The following is a 25049-nucleotide window of genomic DNA, read 5'->3' as shown; positions in this document are numbered from 1 at the left end:
ATTGAATTTACGCTAAAATAAAGTTTATAGACAAAGATGAAAAAGAGTAACCTAACAACCAACTTTCAGGGAGAATAATCATAGACTGTAAGTTATTCAGTTGAGTTTAGGTGAAGTTCACTTTCAGAGTTGACCGTTGAGTCCGGTATTGCCCGTTATGCAAACTTGAGTGTATGACTAGGTCATAAACTAGGGTGGTACCGCGAAGCTTCGTCCCTTTTGAGGACGGGGCTTTTTTTGTTGGCAAAAATAAGGAGGAAATCAAATGTCATTGAAGGAACAGTTGGAACACTTGCAACAAAAGAGTTTGCAAGATATCCAAAAAGTTGTTGATTTAGATGCATTGAATCAGATTCGAGTAGAAGTACTTGGCAAGAAAGGGCCAATTACGGAGGTCTTGCGTGGTATGCGGGACTTAAGTAACGAAGAACGGCCTAAAGTAGGGGCTTTTGCTAACGAAATTAAGAGTGATTTAGCCCAAGCAATTGAAGCGCGCAAAGCAGAATTAGAAGCTAAAAAAGAAGCTGCTCAATTAGCGCACGAAACAATCGACGTCACTTTACCAGGACAACCTGTTAAAAAGGGCACACCGCATGTTTTAACCCAAGTGATTGATGATTTAGAAGATTTATTCATCGGGATGGGCTATCAAGTCGTTGCCGGGTTTGAAGTGGAAGATGAAAAACACAACTTTGAAATGTTAAACATGCCTGCTGATCATCCGGCACGGGATATGCAAGATACCTTCTACATCACAAAAGACACGTTGATGCGGACCCATATGTCACCTAACGAAGCACGCGATCTTGAAAGCCACGACTTTGCTAATGGCCCCATCAAGATGATTAGCCCCGGTCGTGTTTACCGTCGTGATACCGATGACGCCACGCATTCACATCAATTCTACCAAATGGAAGGCCAAGTGATTGATAAGAACATTACGATGGCTGACTTAAAAGGGACCTTAGAATACACAATCCACCATATTTTTGGTGAAGATCGTGATTTACGTTTCCGGCCAAGTTACTTCCCATTCACGGAACCTTCTGTCGAAGTCGATATCTCATGTTTCCGTTGTAATGGCGAAGGCTGCAGTGTCTGCAAACAAACTGGTTGGATTGAAGTCTTGGGTGCAGGGATGACGCATCCAAACGTTTTAAAAGCCGGCGGTGTTGATCCAGAAGTTTACGGTGGTTTTGCTTTTGGACTTGGAATCGATCGGTTTGCAATGTTGAAATATGGTGTGGATGATATTCGGAACTTCTATTTAAACGATGTCCGATTCTTAAATCAATTCACACAGGAGGTTTAAGCAATGAAAGTATCTTATAACTGGTTAAAAGACTATTTAGATTTAACAACAGCGCCAGAAGCACTCGCAGAAAAAATTACCCGGACAGGGATTGAAGTCGCAGATGTTGCGCAAATGAGTGCGGGCTTGAAAAAAATTGTTGTGGGACACGTTTTAAGTTGCGAACCACATCCTGATTCAGATCATTTACATGTTTGTGAAGTTGATGTTGGTGAAGAAGAGCCCTTCCAAATTGTCTGTGGTGCGCCTAATGTGGCCGCTGGGCAATATGTGATTGTGGCCTTACCTAACTCACGAATTGCAGATAACGTGAAGATTAAAAAAGGCAAGATGCGCGGCGTTGTTTCAATGGGCATGATCTGTGGCCTACAAGAAATTGGTTTTGCCGATAGCGTTGTGCCTAAAGAATATGTCGATGGGATCTTTGTTTTCCCAGAAGCAATTGCACCGGGGACTGACGTTTATGAAGCACTTGGGATGACTGATTACATTATCGATCTTGATTTAACGGCTAACCGAGCCGATGCGCTTGGAATTCACGGGGTGGCTCATGAAGTAGCAGCGATTGAATCATTGACACCTCATTTTGAAGACGTAGCTATTTCAGAAAGTGATGTTCAAACAAAAGATCAACTCAGTGCACAAGTGGCTGATGAACAGTTAGCGCCTAGTTATCACCTCCGGATGTTACAAAACGTGACGGTCCAACCAAGTCCATTGTGGTTACAAACTCGTCTTTGGAATGCTGGTATTCGCCCCATCAATAACCTTGTTGATGTGACAAACTACATGATGCTAACGTATGGTCAACCATTACACGCTTTTGATGCCGATACTTTAACTGGCGATCATAAGCAAATTGAAGTTCGTTTAGCTAAAACAGGTGAAAAATTAACGACCCTTGATGAAGCAGAACATGATTTAACCAATGAAGATATTGTCATCACAGATGGTAACCAACCAATCGCATTAGCGGGGGTCATGGGTGGTTTCAATTCAGAAATTACGGCTAATACTAAAAATGTGATTATCGAAGCTGCTATTTTTGCCCCAACCGCGGTTCGCAAGACGGCGCAACGCCATAACTTACGTTCAGATGCCTCATCACGTTTTGAAAAAGGTGTGAATGTCGCTGACGTTCAAGTGGCTTTAGATGCCGCTGCCGCTATGATGGCTGAATTAGGTGCTGGTCAAGTGACTGCGGGGGTCGTGAGCCCAACAAACTTGGCCCCACAACCTAAAGTGATTCAACTCGATTCAGCACGGGTCAACCGTGTATTAGGCACTGACATGAGTGTTCAAACGATGATTGATTTACTTGAACGGTTTGGTTTTGAAGTGGCTAATAATGCTGACCAATTGACGGTGACAATTCCTGCCCGTCGTTGGGATATTGAAATCCAAGCAGACGTCATTGAAGAAATCGCGCGTTTATACGGTTACGATAATTTACCAAGTACCTTGCCAACTGGTGACATGACAACTGGTGCTTTGACAACCGAACAAAAGGCGCTTCGCCGAACACGGCATACACTTGAAGGTGCTGGGTTAACGCAAGCGATTAGCTATGCTTTGACAACCGAAGAAAAAGCGGGTCAATTTACCTTGGCTGCTAAACAAACAGCAACCGTTCTTGATTGGCCAATGACCCAAGATCATGCTTATTTACGGATGAATCTCGTTACTGGCCTACTTGATGATGCGGCCTACAACGTGGCACGGAAACAAACGGACTTAGCATTGTACGAACAAGGCCGGGTCTTTTTACAACACGCTGATCAAGTGCGTCCCAATGAAGTCGAATACGTTGCTGGTTTAATGAGCGGTAATCGTCAAGTGAAATCATGGCAAGAAGCGGCAGCACCCGTTGATTTCTATACCATCAAGGGTGTCGTTGATACCTTGATGGCTAGCTATAACTTGCAAGCAGCAGTGGCCTACCAAGCAACTGATGCTTATCCAGAAATGCATCCAGGTCGGACTGCCGCTATTTATGTCGGTGAAACCTTCGTCGGGATTGTGGGCCAAATTCATCCTAAAATTGCGAAAGCCACACATTTAAAAGAAACTTATATTTTTGAATTAGATTTGGCTAAAATTTTAGAATTACAACGGCAAACAATCATTGCTAAACCAGCGCCTAAGTTCCCAGAAGTGACACGGGATATTGCCTTGCAAGTACCTGAAGCAATCACCAATGCTGATTTGGTCAACGCGATTAAAGAAAAAGGCGGCCGCTACCTTGTTTCAGTATCATTATTCGACGTTTATGCGGGTAGTCATATTGAAGCCGGTGAGAAATCAATGGCTTATACATTGACATATCTCAATGAGGACGCTACTTTAACAGAAGAAGAAGTTAACGCCGCTTTTGAAAAAGTTGTGGCCCACTTAGTCGCAACTTTCCAAGCGAAAGTCCGTTAATCTACGAATCGTTAATGCAATTTTTAAATAATTTGGTATAATGTTTTAAGGATTGTATTTAAAAGAGCAATTAGGAGGTCATCCTTTGAAGAATGCTGATCAAAAGGAGCCAGTTAATCAAAAAACGGCTGAAGAACGGCAATACGCTGAACGACGGGCTGAAAAAAAAGCGGCTAATAAAATTGTCTATTGGATTATCAGTATCCTGATAGCCTTAGTCATTATTATTGGTTTTATGGGGTATCGCTTTGTGCAATCATCGCTGAAACCTTATAATACAAATGCCAAACAAGAAATTACGGTTCAAATTCCTAACGGATCAACCAACAAGGAAATTGCCGCTATCTTACAAGATAAGCGACTCATTCGGAACGCATCGGTCTTTAATTATTATGTGAAGACGCATAACTTTACCGATTTCCAAGCAGGTTATCATGTTTTGAAACAATCAATGAGCTTAGATAAGATTATTGCCAACCTTCAAAAAGAAGGGACCCCAACGCGCCCACGGGATGCTAAAGGTAAGGTCTTAGTTAAAGAAGGGGTTACCCTCGAACAGATTGCAACCGCAGTCGGCAAAGAGACGAAATTCTCGAAAGCTGCTTTCATGAAGCAAGTTCAAGATAAGAAGTTCTTGGCAAGCCTCGAGAAGAAATACCCACAACTTTTATCATCAACGATGGCTAAGAAGGATGTTCGTTATCACTTAGAAGGTTATCTCTTCCCAGCAACGTATGAAGTCTATAAAGATAGCACGTTGAAAGAATTGATTACTGAAATGGTGAAAACAACTGATCAAAACTTACAACCATATTATGCAACAATGAAGAACAAGAAATTATCTGTTCAACAAACATTAACGTTGGCCTCATTAGTTGAACGTGAAGGGGTTACTGCAAGCGATCGTCAAAAGATTGCGGGGGTCTTCTTCAACCGTTTAGACATTGATATGCCAATCCAATCAGATATTTCGGTAATGTACGCATTGAATACGCATAAGACACATCTCTATAATAAAGATACTAAAGTCGACTCACCTTATAACCTCTATGTTCACTCAGGTTATGGGCCAGGACCATTTAACTCGCCAAGTTTACAATCTATAACGGCGGTCTTAAACCCAGCTGATCGTGATCAAGGTTATCTCTACTTTGTGGCTAACTTGAAGACGGGTAAGGTTTATTACTCGAAGACTTTCGAGCAACATACAGACACAACGAGCTCGATCGAAGATTAGTAATGTATCATAGAAGTCGACCTCAAGTGGGGTCGACTTCTGTCTGTCCAAAAAGAAGTTGAGAAAAAGGAGCGTCTAATGACGAGTCAAAAAAAAGCACCCATAATTATCGGCGTAACTGGTGGTTCAGGTAGTGGCAAAACCACTGTTAGCCAGGCAATCGCGCAAAAATTTGCAAACCATTCGGTGATGTTATTACCACAGGATGCGTACTATAAACATCAAGATGGTTCTTTTGAAGAACGCCAAGAAACTAACTATGATCATCCAGATGCATTTGATACTGATTTGTTGATTGAACAAGCAACGATGTTGAAAAATCATCAATCAATTGAACAACCTGTCTATGATTATAAAATCCATAACCGGACAGATGAAGTTGTCCATGTGGAACCACAAGATGTGATTATCTTGGAAGGTATTTTGGTATTAGCAGATGCCCGTTTACGCGATTTGATGGATATCAAAGTTTACGTTGATACAGATGACGATATTCGTTTATTGAGACGAATGAGTCGTGATATGGAGAGTCGGGGACGTTCATTTGACGATATTGTGATGCAATATCTCAAAACAGTTAAACCTATGTTCCATGAATTTATTGAACCCACAAAACGCTATGCAGATTTAATCGTACCCGAAGGCGGTAATAATCGGGTTGCGATTGATCTCTTGGTAACGAAGATTCAATCCATTCTAAATATGAATGATTAATAATTAAATAATGAGGTGACTACAATGGCACAAAAAAAATTCCCAATGACTGCAGAAGGTAAAGAAAGCCTAGCTAAAGAACTTGAAAACTTAAAAATGGTTAAACGACCAGAAGTAATCGATCGGATTAAGATTGCACGTAGTTTTGGTGATTTATCAGAAAACTCTGAATACGAATCTGCTAAGGATGAACAAAGCTCACTTGAAACACGAATCGTTGAAGTTGAAAATATGCTTCGTTTTGCTGAAGTGATTGATGTTGATAGTATCGCTATTGATGAAATTGCAGTTGGTAAAACAGTGAGCTTCACAGATGATGAAGACGGTGAAGAAGAAACTTATCAAATCGTCGGTGCTGCAGAATCTGATCCATTTAACGGTAAGATTTCAAATGACTCACCAATTGCCCAAGCACTAGTTGGCAAACATGTGGGGGACAAAGTCGTCGTTCAAACACCAGGCGGCGACATGCACGTAACCATTACGGAAGTTAAATAATAGTAGAGTGCGTCATTAAGCACGTTTCAAAAATAGTCTACTAGTAAAAAGGACCAGGACAAAATTAATTTGTCCTGGTCCTTTTTTTGTTAGCTGAACTTTTATAGTCAAAGCGTTTCAAACGCACTCTTTTTTTAACGTGCTTTTGTCAGTAACTTTCTGTGCTTTGCTAAACTTATCAAACCGGTGATTGCATCACCAATTCGCTAAGTTCTGCAAATGCTCAAAAGCTAACCACTGACAACGCACTCTTTTTATGTTAATCAGCCCCTAGACTGATTGGCGTTTAATGATTAAGCTAGTATAATGATTTTAAAGAGTTGAGAGGAGACCAAATTATGCCGTTTTTCTGGCGGATTTTTTTAATCGTAGAAGCAATCATTTTTGGGACCTTTATTTGGCAGATTATTACGTATCCGCCTTATTTAGTGTTTATCATTCTCGGGATTCTCGGGTTAGTCTGGGCCAATAAACGTCGAATGGCTAATAAACGGGGTTTTTGGACGACGTTGTTAACGATGATGAGTAGTGTCGCATTTGCAGTCCCATTGTTGATTAATTTTTCATTATGGCTGATGTTGATTGTTGCAATTGTCTTTTTAGCGATTAATCATAGTCATGCGAGTCATTTTAATAATCGTAATTTGAATAACTTATTTGAAAATGCCCCTTGGCGCAAAAAGAACTTCATGCCAATCAACACGACTGCCCCCAAGCCAAAACAAGCGACCGTGACTCGGCATAATTGGTTTGGTCATCAAACAATCGGTACGAACATTTTTGAATGGGATGACATTAATTTTGCTGTTTTAGCCGGTGATACGATTATCGATTTGGGCAGTACGATTTTGCCAAAGGATGATAACCATATCGTTATTCGTAAGGGATTTGGTAAAACGCGGATTTTAGTGCCAGTTGGCACCGGGGTTTATTTAGACCACTCGGCGATGTTAGGCACTGTCACAATTGATGAACAACAATATCACTTGAAAAATGAGTCACTTCAGTTGTATAGTACCAATTATGATGAAGAAAGTCGCCATCTGAAAATCATTACAAACGTAGTGGTTGGTGACCTTGAGGTGATTCTCGTATGAGTAAACTTGCGCGCAGTTTTGTGTTTATTAGTACTGGATTGTTGACGCTTCTGTTTTCAGTGGCGTTATTTTTTGCGTATTTCTATAGCATTCAACAGGATCAGTGGTTACTGAGTCTGGCAACCGTTCGCTTTTTCTATGTGCCCTTAATCGCCTATATTATTGTGGCAGCTTTGATTGTGGCGACGGTTGTGACCAGTATTTTTTATCTCGTTTTGAGACAACAAGTGTCACATACAGAGAGTCAATTACAATATTTAGTTTCCGGTCAGTATGAATCGCCGGTCTTTAAGCAAATTAATGCCGATAATGATCATTTTGCAATGACAATCGAACAAACAGTTGAACAATTACGGCAAAAAATGATACGCTTACAAAGGGACATCCAAAGTTATAGTGATCGGCCACCTGTGATTGCGGGTGAGACAAAGGAAGAAATTTTGGCCCAAGAGCGGCACCGCTTGGCTCGCGAGCTACACGATTCTGTCAGTCAGCAATTATTTGCAGCGACGATGATGCTATCGGCTTTGAGTGAAGTAGCCCAAAAACAGGCGGATAATCCACAATTGCTACAATCATTAACGACGGTTGAGCGGGTCTTGAATGATGCACAGTCAGAAATGCGGGCCTTATTGTTACATCTACGGCCAGTCACGCTAGAGGGTAAGAGTTTACGCGATGGGATTATTCAGTTGTTAAATGAATTGAAGACTAAAATTGCAGTGGAAATTACTTGGGATATTGATAATGTCACTCTACCAAGTGGAATTGAGGACAATCTTTTTAGAATTGTCCAAGAACTATTATCGAACACCTTGCGACATGCTAAGGCTCAAGAGATTGAAGTTTATCTGAAAAAAATCGGCCCCAGTGTCTTATTGAAAGTGATGGACGATGGTCAAGGTTTTGATCAAAAGGTCGCTCAAAAGGCTGGCAGTTACGGTTTGAATAATATTACAGAGCGCGCCCAATCGGTGGGCGGAACGGCTAAGATTATTAGTTTACCTAATCAAGGCACGAGTGTTGAAATTAGAGTACCACTTTTGAAGGAGCGAAATTAAAGTGATAAAAGTATTGATTGTAGATGACCATGAGATGGTTCGGTTGGGCATTTCAACCTATTTAGGGGTGCAAGACGATTTAGAAGTGGTCGATCAAGCCGTTAACGGCCAAGAAGGCGTTGAAAAAGCCTTGGCGTTACGGCCAGATGCGATTTTAATGGATTTAGTCATGCCCGAAATGGATGGGATTGAAGCGACTAAAACGATTTTGAAGGCTTGGCCCCAAGCCAAGATTATTATTCTAACCAGCTTTATTGATGATGAAAAAGTCTATCCAGCAATCGAGGCTGGTGCAGCAAGTTACATATTAAAAACGTCAACAGCTGAAGAAATTGCCAATACGATTCGGAAGACAACTGCGGGCCAATCAGTTTTAGAGCCTGAAGTCACAAATAAGATGATGAACCGTATGACCCATCAGGCAGAAACGAAGTTGTACGAAGATTTAACCAATCGTGAACGAGAAGTCCTAGGCTTGATTGCCAAAGGCCGGAGTAATCAAGAGATTGCTGATGAATTATTCATCACACTCAAAACAGTTAAGACGCATGTTTCTAACATCTTAGCGAAGTTACAAGTCGACGACCGTACGCAGGCCGCGATTTATGCCATTAAGCACCAATTAGCGGATTAGTTTAAAAATTTGGGAGGTTATGAAGATGCAAATTACAGTTACAGATGCAGCAAGTCATTGGTTTCAAGAAGAACTCGCTTTAAAACCAGGGGAAGCCGTGCGCTTTTTCGGTAAAGTATATGGTCAAACGGCCGTGCATGATGGGTTCTCATTAGGGATGGAACGCGCAGAAGTTAGTCAACCAATTGGTCAAGTTGAAAAAGACGGGATTACTTATTTTGCCAGTGACTCTGATGCTTGGTTTTTTGCTGATTATGACTTACAGATTGATTATGATGATCAATTAGATGAACCTAAATATACATTTCCCAAGCACTAAGCACGCAAGGGACAACGCCTTATAGAACAGATTTAAGCTATCAATATTTGGAGCCTAAAAAGGGGTGGGACAAAAGTTAATTTTGTTCCACCCCTTTTTTATATTGAAAGCAGATAAATACTAGATTTTTGACGAATGTGGTATTTTGGAAATAGGCTTTAAGAAAGGATGAGTGATTTGTATTTAGCTATTAAAGAAATGAAACACGCCAAATTACGGTATTCATTAATTATTTTTACCATTTTTTTAATTGCTTACCTGATTTATTTTTTAACGGGTTTGGCTTATGGTTTAGCCAACAATAACCGTTCAGCAATTGACCACTGGGATGCAGAGCGAATCGTTATGAGCCAGTATGCTAATAAAAACTTGGCAGCTTCTGAGTTACAAGCGCAGTCTTTACCGACGATTAAAGGTGCTAAGAAGGATCGAGCTTATTTAGGGCAAATGATGGGGGTTGTTAGCAGCGCCAAAGTAAAGAAGCAAAATACGAGCGTTTTTGGTGTTGACTTTGATGCCTTTTTAAAACCAACGCTAACAAAGGGTCGCTTACCTAAAGCAACTCGTGAAGTAGTGGTAGATGATAGTCTGCAAGACATTAAAATCAATCAAGAAATTCAATTAAATGGGCGTTCAGAAAAATATAAAGTCGTCGGATTGACGACTGATCATCGGTATAATACACAACCAGTAACATATTTAAGTTTAAAAGATTTTAGACAGATGCGTTATGGCCCAGCTGCTAGTGATCAGGTTAATGCCGTTGTTTTAAGAGATGGTGCAGCTATTAAAAAAGATGACCAGCTAACCAATTTAACGATTAAACAATTAATTGATAATATTCCAGGCTATGGCCCACAAGTAAAAACATTCGCACTGATGATTGGGGCCTTGTTAATCATCGTCGCTTTTATCGTGGGTATTTTTATGTATATTATTACCATTGAAAAAACGACGGTTTATGGTGTGATGCGAACCCAAGGGATATCCGGTGGCCAGTTAGTTTCAAGTTTGATATGGCAATCACTCTTCCTAGGGTTGATTGGTGTGGGCGCTGGCCTGATTGGTAACTTACTAACCACCTTGGTATTACCGGTTAGTGTGCCGTATGCCAATAATAGTTTGTTAATTGGCGCCTTTTCAGCCGTGTTATTGGTGATGACAGTCATCGGCGCACTATTTTCAATTTGGCGGATTTTAAAAATTGATCCGTTAGATGCGATTGGAGGGGCTTAATGATGAGTTTAATGCGCTTAGAGAAAATTACAAAACGATTTGGTAGCGGTGACCAGCAAATGACGGCCCTCAATCAAATCGATTTAACGATTGAAAAAGGCCAATTTATTGGATTGACTGGGCCTTCGGGTTCGGGGAAAACGACCTTATTAACGATTATGGGGAGCCTGCAAAGCCCTAGTGATGGGCAGCTTTATTTTAAGGATCGAGAAATTGGGCACTTAACAGAAAAGGAACGGTCGGCCTTACGATTTAACGATTTTGGTTTTATCTTACAAAGTTCAAACCTCGTTTCCTTTTTAACGGTCAGTGAACAATTTGAATTGGTCGATCGTTTACGACAAACGCCAAGTCCGAATAAGGCAGAAGACCTTTTGAAGGAACTAGGTGTGTTAGAGCAACAGCGTCAATATCCAGCTAGTTTATCTGGGGGGCAACGTCAACGTGTTGCGATTGCCCGTGCCCTTTATGGACAGCCCGATTTAATTTTTGCGGATGAACCGACTGCTAGTTTAGATAGCAAACGGGCGATTCAAGTAGCAGAGCAGTTATCGGCAATCACTAAAAAAACAGGTCAGACAATTGTGATGGTCTCCCATGACGAACGGGTTTTGGCGTATACCGATCAAGTCTACATCATGCGCGATGGACAGTTAACCGACAAATGATAATCATAAACTTTGACGAATGGTTGAGTAATTCGTTACCATAAAGATATACTAAATCAGTAAGGAGTGTTTTAAATGACAAATAAAGAGAAGTTAGACGGCATGAAGGATCAAGTTACTGGTAAAGTTCAAGAAACAGCCGGTAAGGCAACAGGCGATAAAGAAACTGAAGCTAAAGGTAATGCTAAGGGTATGATGGGTAAAGCCAAAGAAAAATTAGCAGAAGCCAAAGATAAAGTCGCTGAAAAGACAAACGATGTTATCGATGATGTGAAAGAAAAAATGGATAAATAAGTCTAATTAAAAAAGTGATTCTACTCATCCGTTATGGAATGGTAGAATCACTTTTTTTAATGTTCAGTATCGATTTTAACCACGACGCGTCCAGTTTGTTTAATTGGCGTGTCTAGTTCGGTTGCTAGTTCTGAAAAAGCAATTGTTCGAATTTGGGGCCATATTTGAGGCTTGAAATTAGTCGCTAATAGTTGCCAAATTTCCTTGCGATCCTTACGAGGATAGTTCACTGAATCGATGCCAACGAGGGTCACGCCCCGTAGAATGAACGGGAAGACTGTTGTGGCTAGCTTAAAGCCTGCAGCATTGCCACAAGCGGCGACTAAGCCACCTTGGGCCATGTAAGGGAGAATATGTGCTAAGACATCACCACCGAGTGTGTCGATTACACCAGTATAGGATTGATGGGCCAATGGTTTGAGCGGGGCGTTTAAGAGGTCATCGGTTGCAATCACTTGGTTGGCACCTAGTTGGGTTAAGTAATCAGCTTGGCTGAGATCACGAGTCGTAGCGGTGATATTGGTGAAACCAAGTTGTGCTAACATTGTGAGCGCATAGCTACCCACACCACCAGTTGCGCCTGTGATCAGGAGCGGTGTGTCGTGCTCTCTTGTAAAGGGTTGTTTAAGAATCTTAGTGAGGGCAATGGCGGCTGTAAATCCGGCCGTGCCTAGTTGCATTGTTTCTTGGGGTGTCAGTTCAATTGGACACTTCAAGAGCCATTCGCTAGGGACCTTGACATATTGGGCATAACCGCCGTCGATGCTAATACCAGTCCCGTAGCCTGTACATAAGACACATTCTCCTGCTTCAAAAAAAGGATTGTCTGAAGTGACTACGGTCCCAACAAAATCAACACCGGGTGTTGCGGGATAGTTTTTAAGAACGCCACTTTTAGCGTTCATCGTGAGGCGGTCTTTATAATTGATGTCTGAATAGGCAACTTTGATCAAGACGCCTTCTTTGGGTAAATCAGGTGTCAATTTTGTTGCATACTGGGCAGTAACAGTTTCATTGTCGTGCGTTAGAACCAAAGCTTGATAAGCGACCATAATATAAAACCTCATTTCCGATAGTTTAGTTAGCTTCATTATACAACAAAACAAGGTTTGAATTGGCATACTAGGTCGGAAACGGTATAATTGAAGGGATATTTATTAACTTATCAAGCCATTATTTATAATAGTATGTAGAGGGGATTATGAAAATGCAGCAACCAATGGTGGAATTCAAAAACGTCATCAAGAAGTATGACGATAATCAAATCCTAAAAGGAATTGATATGGCACTAGAAAAAGGTAAGTTTTATACCTTATTGGGGCCCTCAGGCTGTGGTAAGACAACAATTCTGAGAATTATTGCCGGCTTTACAAACGCCTCTTCTGGGGATGTTTTATTTGAAGGAAAACGGATGAATGATTTGCCGGCTAATAAACGACAGGTTAACACTGTTTTTCAGGATTACGCATTATTTCCCCATCTGAATGTTTTTGATAATGTTGCCTTTGGGTTGAATTTACGTAAAGTTAACAAAAACGACGTTGAAAAAAAGGTGATTGAAGCACTGAAACTTGTGCGTTTAGGGGGCTATGAACACCGCGAAATTAGTGAACTGTCAGGTGGGCAACAACAACGGGTGGCAATTGCCCGTGCTTTAGCCAACGAGCCTAAAGTCCTCCTGTTAGACGAACCGTTATCAGCGTTAGACATGAAACTAAGAAAAGCAATGCAATATGAATTACGTGATCTCCAACAACGCTTAGGGATTACCTTCTTGTTTGTGACGCATGATCAAGAAGAAGCACTTGCAATGAGTGATGAAATCTTCGTTATGAATGAGGGGAAAGTCCTTCAAAGCGGGACACCCGTTGATATTTACGATGAACCAATTAACCACTTTGTCGCAGATTTTATTGGGGAAAGCAATATATTGCCCGGGAAAATGGTTGCTGATTATCAAGTCGAAATGGTGGGTAAAGTTTTTGAATGTGCTGATGCGGGGATGAAACCTAATGAAGCCGTTGAAATTGTGTTGCGCCCTGAAGATTTGGATATCGTGGCCGTCAACCAAGGGCAATTAGTTGTGACTGTTGATACGCAATTATTCCGGGGAGATTATTATGAAATTACTGCCTATGATGACGATCATAACCGGTGGTTAATTCATTCGACTAATCCAGCTAAAGACGGTCAACAAGTTGGCCTGTTCTTCGAACCAGAAGATGTCCACGTCATGCGCTTTGGCGAATCTGAAGAAGATTTTGACGCGCGTCTTGAAAGTTATGAAGAGGAGGATTAAGGCGGCTTATGCGGAAAAAACAATTAATTTATTATTTACCATACGCGCTATGGCTTTTGTTATTTGTGCTAGCGCCGGTCGCTTTAATCGTTTATCAGTCCTTCTTTGATATTAATAACCATGTGACGCTCCAAAACTACGTCACTTATTTTGAATCGGGTACTTATTTAAAGATGACGCTTAATTCGCTCTGGTATGCTTTTTTGATTACGTTAATCACGTTGTTAATCAGCTATCCAACCGCTTATTGGCTCCATCAAACTAAACATAAGCAATTGTGGTTATTACTCATTATTTTACCGACTTGGATTAATCTCTTGTTAAAAGCATACGCCTTTATCGGGATTTTCAGTCAAGATGGCGCCATCAACCATTTCTTAGGGTGGTTTGGTATCGGGCCACAACAGATTTTATTCACCAACTTTAGTTTCTTGGTGGTGGCAACCTATATTGAAATTCCATTTATGATTTTACCGATTTTCAATAGTTTGGAAGAATTAAACCCTTCTTTAGTGAATGCGAGTCGCGATTTAGGGGCTAGCAATTGGCAGACCTTTACAAAAGTCGTTTTACCTTTAACGATGGCCGGTGTTAAAGCGGGGGTCCAAGCGATCTTTATCCCATCACTATCATTATTCATGTTGACGCGTTTAATCGGGGGCAACCGAGTGATTACTTTGGGGACCGCGATTGAAGAGCATTTCCTAACGACGATGAATTGGGGCATGGGTTCGACAATCGGGGTTGTCTTGATTGTTGCAATGGGCCTTATCATGATGTTAACGGGTGAAAAGAAGACGAAGAAGAAGGTGGCGATGAAATGAAACAAGCTAAGATTAAATGGCAACATGTTTGGTTAATTGTCGTCTTCATTTTGTTGTACGCACCGATTTTTTATCTGATTTTCTATTCCTTCAGTAGCGGCGACAATATGAACGGCTTTAAATCGTTCACTTGGCAAAATTACCAAGATTTATTTGCGGATACACGGATGATTGAAATTGTCCTAGAAACACTATTAATCGCGATTTTATCATCACTATGTGCCACGATTATCGGGACCTTTGGGGCGTTGGGAATTTATTCCACCAAGCAACGTCGTTTAAGAAATATTATTTTATCTTTAAATAATATTTTGATGGTTTCCCCCGATGTTATTATTGGGGCCAGCTTCTTGATTTTCTTCACATTCTTGGGGTTAGGATTAGGGTTTGGGTCAGTCTTACTGAGCCATATTGCCTTCTCAATTCCAATCGTGGTCTTGATGGTTTTACCTAAATTAAACGAAATGCGACCTGCATTAGTTGATGCGGCGCGTGATTTAGGTGCGACTGATTGGCAAGTGCTCAGCAAGGTGATTTTACCGTATATTAGCTCAGGTATTTTTGCCGGCTTTTTCATGGCTTTTACCTATTCACTTGATGATTTTGCGGTCACCTTTTTCGTTACTGGCAACGGCTTTGAAACGTTGTCTGTTGAAATCTATTCACGGGCTCGACAGGGGATTAGTTTAGAAATTAACGCGCTATCAGCCTTGATGTTTGTCTTCTCACTATTATTAGTGGGCGGTTATTACTTATTAAACCAACGCAATCAAGCGCATAAAGCAAAACGGAAGCAGAAAATGGGGGCGCCAGTTAAATGAATAAATTAGGACGATTAACGTTAGCAATCCTCGTCGTCTGTGCAGCCCTTTGGTTCGGGACGGTTCAGCTACAAAAATCGCAAGGTTACACAAAAAATAATACATTAACCCTCTATAATTGGGGCGATTATATTGATCCATCATTGATTAAGAAATTTGAAAAGCAAACCGGTTATCACGTTTCAGTTGAAACTTTTGATAGCAATGAAGCGATGTACACTAAGATTAAACAAGGTGGGACGGCTTACGATTTGGCGGTTCCGAGTGAATACATGATTGAAAAAATGCGGAAGGCCAATCTTTTGAAACCAATCGATCATTCACGCTTAACTGGTTATCAAAATATCGGCAAACCTTATTTGAATCAACCATTTGACCCGGGCAATAAATACTCACTCCCTTATTTCTGGGGCACGTTAGGTATTATCTATAATGATCAATTGACCGATCGGCCCTTAACCCATTGGTCTGATTTATGGCAGGCAAAATATCGCGGTAAAATCATGGTTGTTGATAGTGCGCGGGATATGATGGCGGTGGGCTTAATTGAAAACGGCCAATCTGTCAATAGTACTAATCCAGTGGCGTTAAAAGCTGCTAAGGCCCGCCTTGATCAGATGGCACCTAATGTTAAGGCGATTGTTGCCGATGAAATTAAGATGTACATGGTTCAAAATGAAGCGAGTGTTGCCGTGACTTGGTCCGGTGAAGCAGCTGAAATGTTAGCCAACAATAAACATCTGCACTATGTGATCCCAGAAGAAGGGAGTAACGTTTGGTTTGATAACCTCGTGATTCCCAAGACGGCTAAACACACTAAGGCAGCTTATGCCTTTTTAAACTTCATGTTAGCGCCTAAAAATGCGGCTCAAAACGCGGAATACATTGGCTATTCAACACCAAACATGCCAGCTAAAGCATTATTGCCGGCAGCAATCCGGAATAATCCAGCCTATTACCCAAGTCAAAAAGTGCTCAATAAACTACAAGTTTATAGCGACTTATCACCTGAGATGGTTGGTCTATACAACGATTTATTCCTAGAATTTAAGATGCAACATTAATTGTGAAGCTATCAGCAAACAAAAAGGCTTCATGGTATAATGGAAAAAGAAATTTTTTGAATGGAGGTCACCATGTCAGTTGATTGGGCACAATTGTTAACCTGGCGCATGTTAGCCAATATTTTGGATATCATTGTGGTCTGGTATTTTATTTATAAATTAATCATGTTGATTCGGGGCACGAAAGCTGTGCAGCTTTTCAAAGGCATCATGGTCATCGCCATCATCAAGATTGTCAGTTGGTACCTTGGCCTAAGAACCGTGTCGTACATCATGGATCAATTTATCAGTTGGATTGTGATTGCGTTAATCGTCATCTTCCAACCAGAAATTCGTCGTGGCTTGGAACATATCGGGCGCGGTTCGCTATTGATGCGGGGCAATAATCCTAAGCTTGAAAAAGAAAACAACTTGATTAAAGCCTTAGACAAGGCGATTCAGTACATGTCAAAGCGGCGCATTGGGGCATTGATTACCATTCAGATGAATACCGGTTTAGAAGATTATATTGAAACTGGGATTGATCTAGATGCTGATGTGACAGGGGAATTACTGATTAATATCTTTATTCCCAACACGCCACTGCACGATGGGGCCGTTATTATTCGCGAGGATAAGATTGCCGTTGCGGCGGCTTACTTACCACTGTCAGAAAGTAACCTAATTCCTAAGGAACTGGGGACACGGCATCGTGCGGCTGTCGGAATTAGTGAAGTAACCGACGCGTTGACGATCGTTGTTTCTGAAGAAACCGGCGGGGTCACGTTAACCAAGAATAACGAATTGATGCGCGACTTAACGCGGGAAGATTACTTGAAATACTTAAACTCACACTTAATTACGCAAGAAGAAGATAAGGTGAGCCTATTGCAAGAATTCGTTGACGGCTTCAAAAAAGGAGGCCATAAATAATGAAAAACTTTATAGAAGGGCCTTGGTTGTACCGGATATTAGCGCTTTTCTTATCGTTACTCCTTTTTAGCTACGTTAATGTTGATAAAATTAATACCACGCGCCAAATTAATAATAACAACACACAAATGCTAGCAACCCGCAGTGAAACTGTGAAGGTCCCATTGCAAATTAACGCGGATACCGATAAATATTTTATTACCGGTTACCCTCAAAAAGTAAAAGTAACCTTGTCAGGTCCTAATGCGTTGATTACATCGGCTGTCAATACGTTGAATTTCCGAGTGATTGGCGATTTAACGAAGTTAGGTGCTGGGACGCATACGGTTAAATTAACCCAAACCGGGATTAACAAAGACATCAAAGTGAAGATTGAACCAGCTACCATTAAGGTTAAAATCGAGCATAAATTGACTAAGGAATTCCCAGTACAAGTTAACGTCAAGGAAGAAAATTTGGCGACTGGCTATAGTATTGGCAATCCTAAGATTAGTCAAGATGTCGTGCAAGTCAGTGGTGCCAAGGCAGCTGTTAATTCAGTGGCGCGAGTGGTAGCGACAATTGATCCTGATAAAGGGACCAAAAATGATATTAACGAAGAAACGCTTCTACAAGCGGTTGATCGTAATGGTAAGACGGTAAATGTTTTAATTTCACCTCAAACGGTTAATATTAAGATTGCCGTTCAAATGAATAAAAAGACGGTCCCACTGAGTTTACAAAAAACAGGTGAAAAGAGCGGCTACCAGTACACGTTGAGTTCAGAAACAGAACAGGTAACGGTGTACGGGAAGAAGCAAACTTTGGCAACCTTAACAGACTTACCACTAACGGTCGATATGACGGACATCACTAAAGATACGACACGCACGGTGACTTTGACGCTCCCAAGTGGGGTCTATGACAGTCATCCTAAACAGGTGAAGGTCAATATTAAGGTGACGGCACCAACTGGGATGACGACTAGTCGTACGGAAACAACAACGCAGTCTTCATCAGAGTCAACGACTTCAATGAGTCAAAGCCAAGTGCAAAGTAGTAGCAGTAGTACGACAAGCGAGAGCCAGACGACTGATAATGAGCAAAGCAGTGAGTCAAGTAGCAGTAGTGATAGCTCAAGCAGTACAGCAAATACGAACGAATCATAAAACGTTTAAGAAGATGGAATGGAGATAATTAGACATGACAAAATATTTTGGAACTGACGGTGTACGTGGCGTTGCTAATCTAGAATTAAGCCCAGAAATGGCATTTAAATTAGGTCGCGCTGGCGGCTACGTTTTAACCAAACACGCTGATAAAAACCAACGGCCTAAAGTGTTAGTTGCTCGCGATACACGGATTTCAGGACAAATGTTGGAACAATCTTTAATTTCTGGCTTATTGTCAGTCGGGATTGAAGTCCTATCATTAGGCGTCATCACAACCCCAGCAGTTGCTTATTTAATTAAGGTTCAAGAAGCAAGTGCCGGTATCATGATTTCGGCATCACATAATCCTGCTATTTATAATGGGATTAAATTCTTCGGAGCTGATGGTTATAAATTACCTGATGCCACGGAAGAAGAAATTGAAGCTATTTTAGATGCACCAGAAGATACATTACCACGTCCAGAAGGTGAAGGCCTTGGGACTGTTGAAGAATATCCAGAAGGTGCTTTGAAATATACACAATTCTTGGAACATACAATTCCTGATGATTTAGAAGGCTTAAAAGTGGCTGTTGATGGCGCTAACGGCTCAACAAGCGGTTTGATTAGCCGGGTCTTTGCTGATTTAGAAACTGATTTTACAACCACTGCGACCCATCCAAATGGCTTAAATATCAATGATGGTGTGGGTTCAACCCATCCTGAAAACCTTGTTAAAAAGGTCTTAGAATCAGGCGCTGATATGGGCTTAGCTTTTGATGGTGATGGTGATCGGTGTATCGCAGTTGATGAATTAGGGAACATTATTGATGGCGACAAGATCATGTTTATTTTGGGTCACTATCTTTCTGAAAAAGGCCGTTTGAAACAAGATACAATTGTTACAACCGTGATGAGTAACATCGGCTTGTATAAAGCAATTGAAGCTAACGGGATGAAATCGGCCCAAACAGACGTTGGTGATCGCCACGTTGTTGAAGAAATGCGCGAAAAAGGTTTTAACTTAGGTGGCGAACAATCTGGCCATATCATTATCTTCGATTACCATAACACTGGGGACGGGATGTTAACTGGGATTCAATTGATGAATGTCATGAAACAAACCGGTAAGAAGTTATCAGAATTGGCAGCCCCAGTTCAAACTTACCCCCAAAAATTAGTTAACTTAACAGTTAAGGACAAGGATGCTTGGTTAACAAATGATAAGATCCAAGCTGCCATTGATACTGTTGAAAAAGAAATGAACGGTGATGGCCGCGTCTTGGTCCGTCCTAGTGGGACAGAACCACTATTACGTGTCATGTGTGAAGCCGCTACTGAAGAAAAGGTTAACCAATATGCGGACCAAATTGCCGCAGTCGTTCAATCTGAAATTGGTGAATAATTAAAAAAGAGTGCGTTTGAAACGGTTTGACTTTGAGCATTAACCTAATTTGACGAATTAGCGATAAAATCGCTGATTTGGCAAATATCGTTAAGCGCAGAAGTCAGTTTCAACAAGCATGTTTAAATCAAGAGTGCTTTTAGTTGCGGGTAGCAACTGAGCATTAAGACCAAATTGCCAGTAATCCAAGGTTTTAGGATTACTGGCAATTTTAGATTAAGCGGAAGTTGTTGCAACAAAAAAGCACGTTTAAACGATGAAATTTTGACGATTCAAAAAGAGCGTAAGACAAAATTAATTTTGTCCGACGCTCTTTTTTTGTGCCCATGATTTTAATGCCAACTGATTTGTTGATACATCACAAAACTAAAAGTAATCAACAAGGCAATCGCAGCGGAGATGTAATACCACTCTTTAACAAGAATCATCGGTGCTTCGGTTAATGAAAAATTGTGGCGATAGCGTTTGATACTGAAGATACTGACTTCATTGACGATTATCAATAAGAGCGGTTCGAGGAGCAACATGAAGCGACTACCAGATGAATCAACGACGTTATCAGCGGTGATATGTAAGGCGACGGTCTGCGGGGCAACCAAGATGAAACCCAACCCGACTAGTAACCCGATTAGCGAAATAAGGCGAAGCATTAGAATGGCTTTTTTCATGATCAAGACTCCCGATTAAGTTTCGAATAGGTCTAGTATAGCATAATTTAATGGGGTTTATTCAGGACTATACCAATTATATGTATTGATATATACCGATAAAAATATTGACAATAAAAACGTTGGTGTTATTATATTTAAGTGTTATACCAATTAAATTTAAAAATAAAACCAAAGAGAAAAAGAGGAATTTGATATGTGTGGAATTGTCGGTGTGATTGGTAAAGAAGATACAACTGAAATTTTATTAAATGGTTTAGAAAAATTAGCTTATCGGGGTTATGACTCAGCAGGGATTTATGTTAATAGTCAAACGGGTCGCGATTATTTGGTTAAAGAACCGGGTAAAATTAGTGTTTTAAAAGCCGCCGTTGGTCCTGAAGTACAGGGGACAATTGGTGTTGGTCATACACGTTGGGCAACGCATGGTATTGCAAGTCAAGCCAATGCGCACCCACACGTTTCAGAAGATGGTCGTTTCTACTTGGTTCACAACGGCGTTTTAACAAACTACGCTGAATTACGGGCAACTTATTTAAGCCAAGTCAACTTTGCAAGTGAAACAGATACTGAAGTGGCCGTTCAATTAATCGCTTATTTAGCCAAGACAGAACAATTATCAGCTAAGGAAGCTTTCCGCAAGGCATTAACGTTGATTGAAGGGTCATACGCCTTTGTCATGATTGATCGGAACGATCCCGAGACGTTATACGTGGCTAAGAATAAATCACCATTATTAATTGGTGTCGGTGCTGATTTCAACGTTGTTTGTTCAGATGCTTTAGCAATGTTAAACGAAACCAAAGACTTTATTGAAATTCACGACCGCGAAATGGTCACCCTTAAAAAAGACAAGGTGGACATTGAAGATTTAGACGGGACTTTCATTCATCGTGATAGTTACCATGTTGACATGGATGCCAATGCAGCCGGTAAAGGCGCTTACCCGCATTACATGTTAAAAGAAGTTGACGAACAACCTGCAGTCATGCGCCGTTTGTTAACTGAATACGTGGATGATGCTGGTCAAATGAAAATTGACCCAGCGATTCTCAAGGCAATTGATGATGCAGACCGGATTTATATTGTGGCAGCCGGTACCAGTTACCATGCTGGTTTAATTGGCCAATCATTATTTGAAAAGTTAGCTGAAAAACCAGTGGAAGTCCATGTGGCCAGTGAATTTGGTTATCACATGCCAATTCTATCGAAGAAACCATTCTTCATTTTCTTAACCCAAAGTGGTGAAACAGCTGATAGTCGCCAAGTATTGGTTCAAACGAACCGATTAGGCTATCCAAGTTTAACAATCACTAATAGTCAGGGCTCAACCCTCTCACGAGAAGCGGATTATACATTATTGCTGCATGCAGGTCCTGAAATTGCGGTCGCTTCAACGAAGGCTTACACCGCGCAAATCGCGGTTGAATTATTCTTAGCAGTGGCGCTAGGTCGCCATACCGCTATCAAGGCTGCTCAAGATTTTGACGTTAACCATGAGTTAGCTTTAGTGGCAACCGGGATGGAAACCTTATTGAGTGAAAAACAAGCGATTGAAGATTATACAACGATGTACTTGAAGACAACGCGCAATGCCTTTTACATCGGTCGGGGCGAAGATTATGCTTTGAGTTTAGAAGCCGCCTTGAAGTTGAAAGAAATTTCATATATTCAAGCAGAAGGTTTTGCTGCCGGTGAATTGAAACATGGGACAATTGCCTTGATTGAAGAAGGGACACCAGTGATGGCCTTCTTAACGGATGCTAAGACGATTGATCACACACGCGGCAACTTACAAGAAGTTCGCGCACGTGGCGCTAAGACGTTAACGATTGTCAGCGAAGACCACGCACAAGCTGGCGACCAAGTCGTGTTACCAAATGTCAATCCACTATTAGCACCATTATTAGGGATTATCCCAGGACAATTGATTGCTTATTATGCAAGTCTTCAAAGAGGCTATGACGTTGACCAACCAAGAAACCTAGCCAAAAGTGTCACAGTAGAATAAGAGTGGTTTTAAAACTTGATCAGCTTCTGAGTATAGCCTAGTTAGGCGAATAATTGATGTAATCGGTTATTTGACTAACGTAGCTAAACGGAGGAAGCTAGTTTTAAAAGCACGTTTCAAAAATAAGAGTGGTTTTGCTGCCGGGTAACTTTTGAGCATTTGCCTAACTTGGCGAATTGGCGAAGGATTCGCCGGTTTGACAAGTGTAGCAAAGCACAGAAAGTTGGTATCAAAAGCACGTTTCAAAAGTAAGAGTGGTTTTAAAGCTTGATCAGATTTTGAGCATTAACATAGAGTGGTGAATTAGCGATGAAATCGCTGATTTGACAATCGTCGTTAAGCGCAGAAATCTAGCTTTAAAGGCACGTTTCAAGTAAGAGTGGTTTTAAAACTCAATCAGGTTTTGAGCATTAACATAACGTAGCAAATCTAAAAAGGCATTCAGATTAATTTCTGAATGCCTTTTTTTAGATGTGCTTATATGACATAAGTAGCACGTGGGCCACCGACGTATTTGGGTCGTGAACGAAGGGCTGTTACGTGTGCGGCGCCTAGTGTATCGAGACTAGGACGCACAGGAACTTGCACGAACTTCACGTGCATGCCAATGGCCGTATCCCCAATATCAAGGCCGGCATGGGCGACGATATGTTCCACCTCAACGGGATCGCTATATTGTTCAAAGGCAGCGACGGAACAAGCCCCACCAGCGTGCATTGCGGGAACAACGGAGACAATTTCGAAATTGTGTGCTTCAGCGACGGAACGTTCCATTACTAAACTACGATTGATGTGTTCGCAACCTTGGACGGCTAATTGGATATCGAGCGGCTTGAGAATCCCTAAAAGGGTTTCGATAATCGTTGCACCGACTTCGCGGCTAGAGGCTTTGCCAATGTGGCCGCCAACCACTTCACTCGTTGAACAACCGAGCACGAAGATATCGCCACGGCGTAAGTTGGCGGCCGTTAAGACGTCGTTGGTAATTTGGGTTAAATCCTGTTTAATTTGATTGAGATCAATTGACATATAAAAAACTCCTATTCACTAAAAAGTTGGGGACGAACCCGGTAAAGTTGTTTGACTAAGGGAACTGTGACTAAAATACCGAAGCCATTTTGGACGATATTGCTCAAAATAGAGGCGATTCCTGCGGCCCAACCGAAAAGCCAGCTCGTGGCTAAACAATAACCAACGACCATGATGACGCTCCCGCAGAACAGTGGCATGAATAAGCGTCTGGGCCGTTCATCATTGCGGGTGAGGTACGCTACAACAAAGCCTTGGGTACCATGAATGATAAGAGAGAATAAGCACCATTCAGGATAACCTGATAATAAATCGATTAGTAAACCACTTAACGCACCAACTGCTAAACCGCCGGGATTCTTCAAAATAATCGCTGTGGTGTAAATACCCACTTCACAGAGCGTGACAAAGCCTTTAGTTGCTGGGACGGGAATGATGAATAACATAGATAAAGAAACGGTGAGGGCCGTTAGAATCGCAATAACGGGTATTTGACGCTGTTTAAAATTCATATGAACCTCCTTGGCGCACATTACCGAAGCCGTGGCGCAGTTGAATGCCGTTTTGAATCCCGTGATAGACGAATTGTTTAGCCACTTTAACCGCCGGATACACATCACGTCCGCTTGCAATTTCAGCGGTAATAGCGGCCGATAAGGTACAGCCAGCACCGTTGCGAGTTGTGCTCGTTAAGCGGGGTGCGCTGAGGTAGTGGTTAGTTGTACCACTGCGCAACAAATCAATGGCGTCATCACCAGGGAATCGTTGTCCGCCCTTGATAACGACATGTTGTGGCCCGAGAGATTGGATAATCGTTGCGGCTTGTTCCAGTTCTGCCCGTGTCTGAATCTGAGGTAAGCCACTTAGTAATTGCGCTTCAACCAGATTAGGGGTCACGACTAGGGATTGCGGTAATAAGAATGCCTGCAGACTAGCTAGGTAGTGTTGTTGTAATTGATTAGTGGTTTCTTTGAAGGCCAAAACAGGATCCGTGATGATTTGCAAATGCGGTTGTTTTTGTAAAAGACGACCAATTTTTTCAAGGGTGGTGGCATCGTTGATTAAGCCGATTTTGACAGTCGTTAGTGGGACGTAATGTAAGATGGCTTCAATCTGGGCCAATACCGTTTTAGTTTCGATATTCTGAATTTGAAAAGTTTGATCCGGCATGACCGTTGCGAGGCAGGTCATGGCACTGACGCCGAAGTGACCGAAGGCTTCGAAGGTTTTTAAATCCGCCTGTAAGCCCCCGCCACCCAATGTATCAGAACCAGCAATAGTTAGAATGTTTGACATAAGCCGCCTCCTTTTGGTTATATTAACCTTAACGGATAGGGTGATGGGACAAAAGAGCCAATTGGCTTGTTTTTTTACCAGCCAATTTATACACTT

Annotated in this window: 25 protein-coding genes; 20 read left to right on the top strand and 5 right to left on the bottom strand. The window is 41.5% G+C overall.

The annotated features are described in order from the left end of the window. Window positions 1-265: 265 nt before the first annotated feature. The 12 genes from C0213_07580 (at window position 266) to C0213_07525 (ending at window position 11494) form a co-directional block, all read left to right on the top strand. Complete coding sequence (locus C0213_07580) at window positions 266-1312, top strand: phenylalanine--tRNA ligase subunit alpha (GenBank protein ID AUX12283.1); 1047 nt, start codon at window positions 266-268, stop codon at window positions 1310-1312. Window positions 1313-1315: 3 nt separating this feature from the next. Then, window positions 1316-3736 carry a phenylalanine--tRNA ligase subunit beta gene (locus C0213_07575; GenBank protein ID AUX12282.1) on the top strand — a complete coding sequence of 807 codons (2421 nt, stop codon included), beginning with the start codon at window positions 1316-1318 and terminating at the stop codon, window positions 3734-3736. An 85-nt stretch (window positions 3737-3821) separates the two neighbouring features. Continuing rightward, a complete protein-coding gene (locus C0213_07570) occupies window positions 3822-4973 on the top strand; it encodes an endolytic transglycosylase MltG (protein ID AUX12281.1) in 1152 nt (383 codons plus the stop codon). Window positions 4974-5051: 78 nt separating this feature from the next. After that, window positions 5052-5687 (top strand): uridine kinase, encoded by a 636-nt coding sequence (locus tag C0213_07565; protein ID AUX12280.1) that lies wholly within the window; start codon window positions 5052-5054, stop codon window positions 5685-5687. Between the two features lie 24 nt (window positions 5688-5711). Further along, window positions 5712-6185, top strand: coding sequence for a transcription elongation factor GreA (locus tag C0213_07560; GenBank protein ID AUX12279.1), 474 nt, complete (start codon window positions 5712-5714; stop codon window positions 6183-6185). A gap of 338 nt (window positions 6186-6523) precedes the next feature. Further along, window positions 6524-7282 carry a hypothetical protein gene (locus tag C0213_07555; GenBank protein ID AUX12278.1) on the top strand — a complete coding sequence of 253 codons (759 nt, stop codon included), beginning with the start codon at window positions 6524-6526 and terminating at the stop codon, window positions 7280-7282. Then, window positions 7279-8343 carry a sensor histidine kinase gene (locus tag C0213_07550; protein ID AUX12277.1) on the top strand — a complete coding sequence of 355 codons (1065 nt, stop codon included), beginning with the start codon at window positions 7279-7281 and terminating at the stop codon, window positions 8341-8343. Before C0213_07555 ends, C0213_07550 begins: the two co-directional genes overlap by 4 nt. A gap of 1 nt (window position 8344) precedes the next feature. Beyond that, entirely contained in the window at window positions 8345-8977 is a 633-nt protein-coding gene (locus C0213_07545) for a DNA-binding response regulator (GenBank protein ID AUX12276.1), read from the top strand. Window positions 8978-9002: 25 nt separating this feature from the next. After that, window positions 9003-9296, top strand: a complete 294-nt coding sequence (locus C0213_07540; protein ID AUX12275.1) for an iron-sulfur cluster biosynthesis protein — start codon at window positions 9003-9005, stop codon at window positions 9294-9296. Between the two features lie 177 nt (window positions 9297-9473). Further along, complete coding sequence (locus C0213_07535) at window positions 9474-10532, top strand: ABC transporter permease (protein ID AUX12274.1); 1059 nt, start codon at window positions 9474-9476, stop codon at window positions 10530-10532. Between the two features lie 2 nt (window positions 10533-10534). Next, on the top strand, window positions 10535-11200 hold the full coding sequence (locus C0213_07530) for an ABC transporter ATP-binding protein (protein ID AUX12829.1): 666 nt from the start codon (window positions 10535-10537) through the stop codon (window positions 11198-11200). Window positions 11201-11275: 75 nt separating this feature from the next. Continuing rightward, window positions 11276-11494, top strand: coding sequence for a CsbD family protein (locus C0213_07525; GenBank protein AUX12273.1), 219 nt, complete (start codon window positions 11276-11278; stop codon window positions 11492-11494). A gap of 56 nt (window positions 11495-11550) precedes the next feature. On the opposite strand, the gene C0213_07520 is transcribed toward C0213_07525, so the two are convergent. Then, window positions 11551-12546 carry an NADPH:quinone reductase gene (locus C0213_07520; GenBank protein ID AUX12272.1) on the bottom strand — a complete coding sequence of 332 codons (996 nt, stop codon included), beginning with the start codon at window positions 12544-12546 and terminating at the stop codon, window positions 11551-11553. A gap of 155 nt (window positions 12547-12701) precedes the next feature. On the opposite strand from C0213_07520, the gene C0213_07515 reads away from it, so the two are divergent. From C0213_07515 to C0213_07485, 7 genes are all read left to right on the top strand, one after another. After that, window positions 12702-13793, top strand: coding sequence for a spermidine/putrescine ABC transporter ATP-binding protein (locus C0213_07515; GenBank protein AUX12828.1), 1092 nt, complete (start codon window positions 12702-12704; stop codon window positions 13791-13793). Window positions 13794-13801: 8 nt separating this feature from the next. Beyond that, window positions 13802-14617, top strand: a complete 816-nt coding sequence (locus tag C0213_07510; protein AUX12271.1) for a spermidine/putrescine ABC transporter permease — start codon at window positions 13802-13804, stop codon at window positions 14615-14617. Continuing rightward, the gene (locus tag C0213_07505) at window positions 14614-15438 is read left to right on the top strand and encodes an ABC transporter permease (protein ID AUX12270.1); all 825 of its coding nucleotides are present in this window, start codon (window positions 14614-14616) and stop codon (window positions 15436-15438) included. The genes C0213_07510 and C0213_07505 overlap by 4 nt, the downstream gene beginning before the upstream one ends. Beyond that, window positions 15435-16502 carry a spermidine/putrescine ABC transporter substrate-binding protein gene (locus C0213_07500; protein AUX12269.1) on the top strand — a complete coding sequence of 356 codons (1068 nt, stop codon included), beginning with the start codon at window positions 15435-15437 and terminating at the stop codon, window positions 16500-16502. The genes C0213_07505 and C0213_07500 overlap by 4 nt, the downstream gene beginning before the upstream one ends. Window positions 16503-16574: 72 nt before the next feature. After that, window positions 16575-17414 (top strand): TIGR00159 family protein, encoded by an 840-nt coding sequence (locus C0213_07495; GenBank protein ID AUX12268.1) that lies wholly within the window; start codon window positions 16575-16577, stop codon window positions 17412-17414. Between the two features lie 26 nt (window positions 17415-17440). After that, window positions 17441-18562, top strand: coding sequence for a hypothetical protein (locus tag C0213_07490; GenBank protein ID AUX12827.1), 1122 nt, complete (start codon window positions 17441-17443; stop codon window positions 18560-18562). Between the two features lie 34 nt (window positions 18563-18596). Further along, the gene (locus C0213_07485) at window positions 18597-19949 is read left to right on the top strand and encodes a phosphoglucosamine mutase (GenBank protein ID AUX12267.1); all 1353 of its coding nucleotides are present in this window, start codon (window positions 18597-18599) and stop codon (window positions 19947-19949) included. A gap of 332 nt (window positions 19950-20281) precedes the next feature. Here the strand turns inward: C0213_07485 and C0213_07480 are convergent, their stop codons facing one another. Further along, on the bottom strand, window positions 20282-20617 hold the full coding sequence (locus C0213_07480; GenBank protein ID AUX12266.1) for a hypothetical protein: 336 nt from the start codon (window positions 20615-20617) through the stop codon (window positions 20282-20284). A 196-nt stretch (window positions 20618-20813) separates the two neighbouring features. Between C0213_07480 and glmS the strand changes: the two genes are divergently transcribed. After that, window positions 20814-22628, top strand: coding sequence for a glutamine--fructose-6-phosphate transaminase (isomerizing) (gene glmS / locus C0213_07475; GenBank protein ID AUX12265.1), 1815 nt, complete (start codon window positions 20814-20816; stop codon window positions 22626-22628). A gap of 477 nt (window positions 22629-23105) precedes the next feature. Here glmS and C0213_07470 read toward each other — a convergent pair whose 3' ends face one another. The 3 genes from C0213_07470 to thiD are packed head-to-tail and all read right to left on the bottom strand — an operon-like array spanning window position 23106 to window position 24953. Continuing rightward, on the bottom strand, window positions 23106-23657 hold the full coding sequence (locus C0213_07470) for a TIGR01440 family protein (GenBank protein ID AUX12264.1): 552 nt from the start codon (window positions 23655-23657) through the stop codon (window positions 23106-23108). Window positions 23658-23668: 11 nt separating this feature from the next. Then, a complete protein-coding gene (locus C0213_07465) occupies window positions 23669-24169 on the bottom strand; it encodes an ECF transporter S component (GenBank protein AUX12263.1) in 501 nt (166 codons plus the stop codon). Further along, a complete protein-coding gene (gene thiD, locus C0213_07460) occupies window positions 24159-24953 on the bottom strand; it encodes a bifunctional hydroxymethylpyrimidine kinase/phosphomethylpyrimidine kinase (GenBank protein ID AUX12262.1) in 795 nt (264 codons plus the stop codon). Before thiD ends, C0213_07465 begins: the two co-directional genes overlap by 11 nt. Between the last annotated feature and the right edge of the window lie 96 nt (window positions 24954-25049).

Origin of the sequence: Latilactobacillus sakei (assembly GCA_002953655.1) — a bacterium.
Taxonomy (GTDB): Bacteria; Bacillota; Bacilli; order Lactobacillales; family Lactobacillaceae; genus Latilactobacillus; species Latilactobacillus sakei_A.
This window is presented reverse-complemented; position numbering and strand designations above follow the sequence as displayed.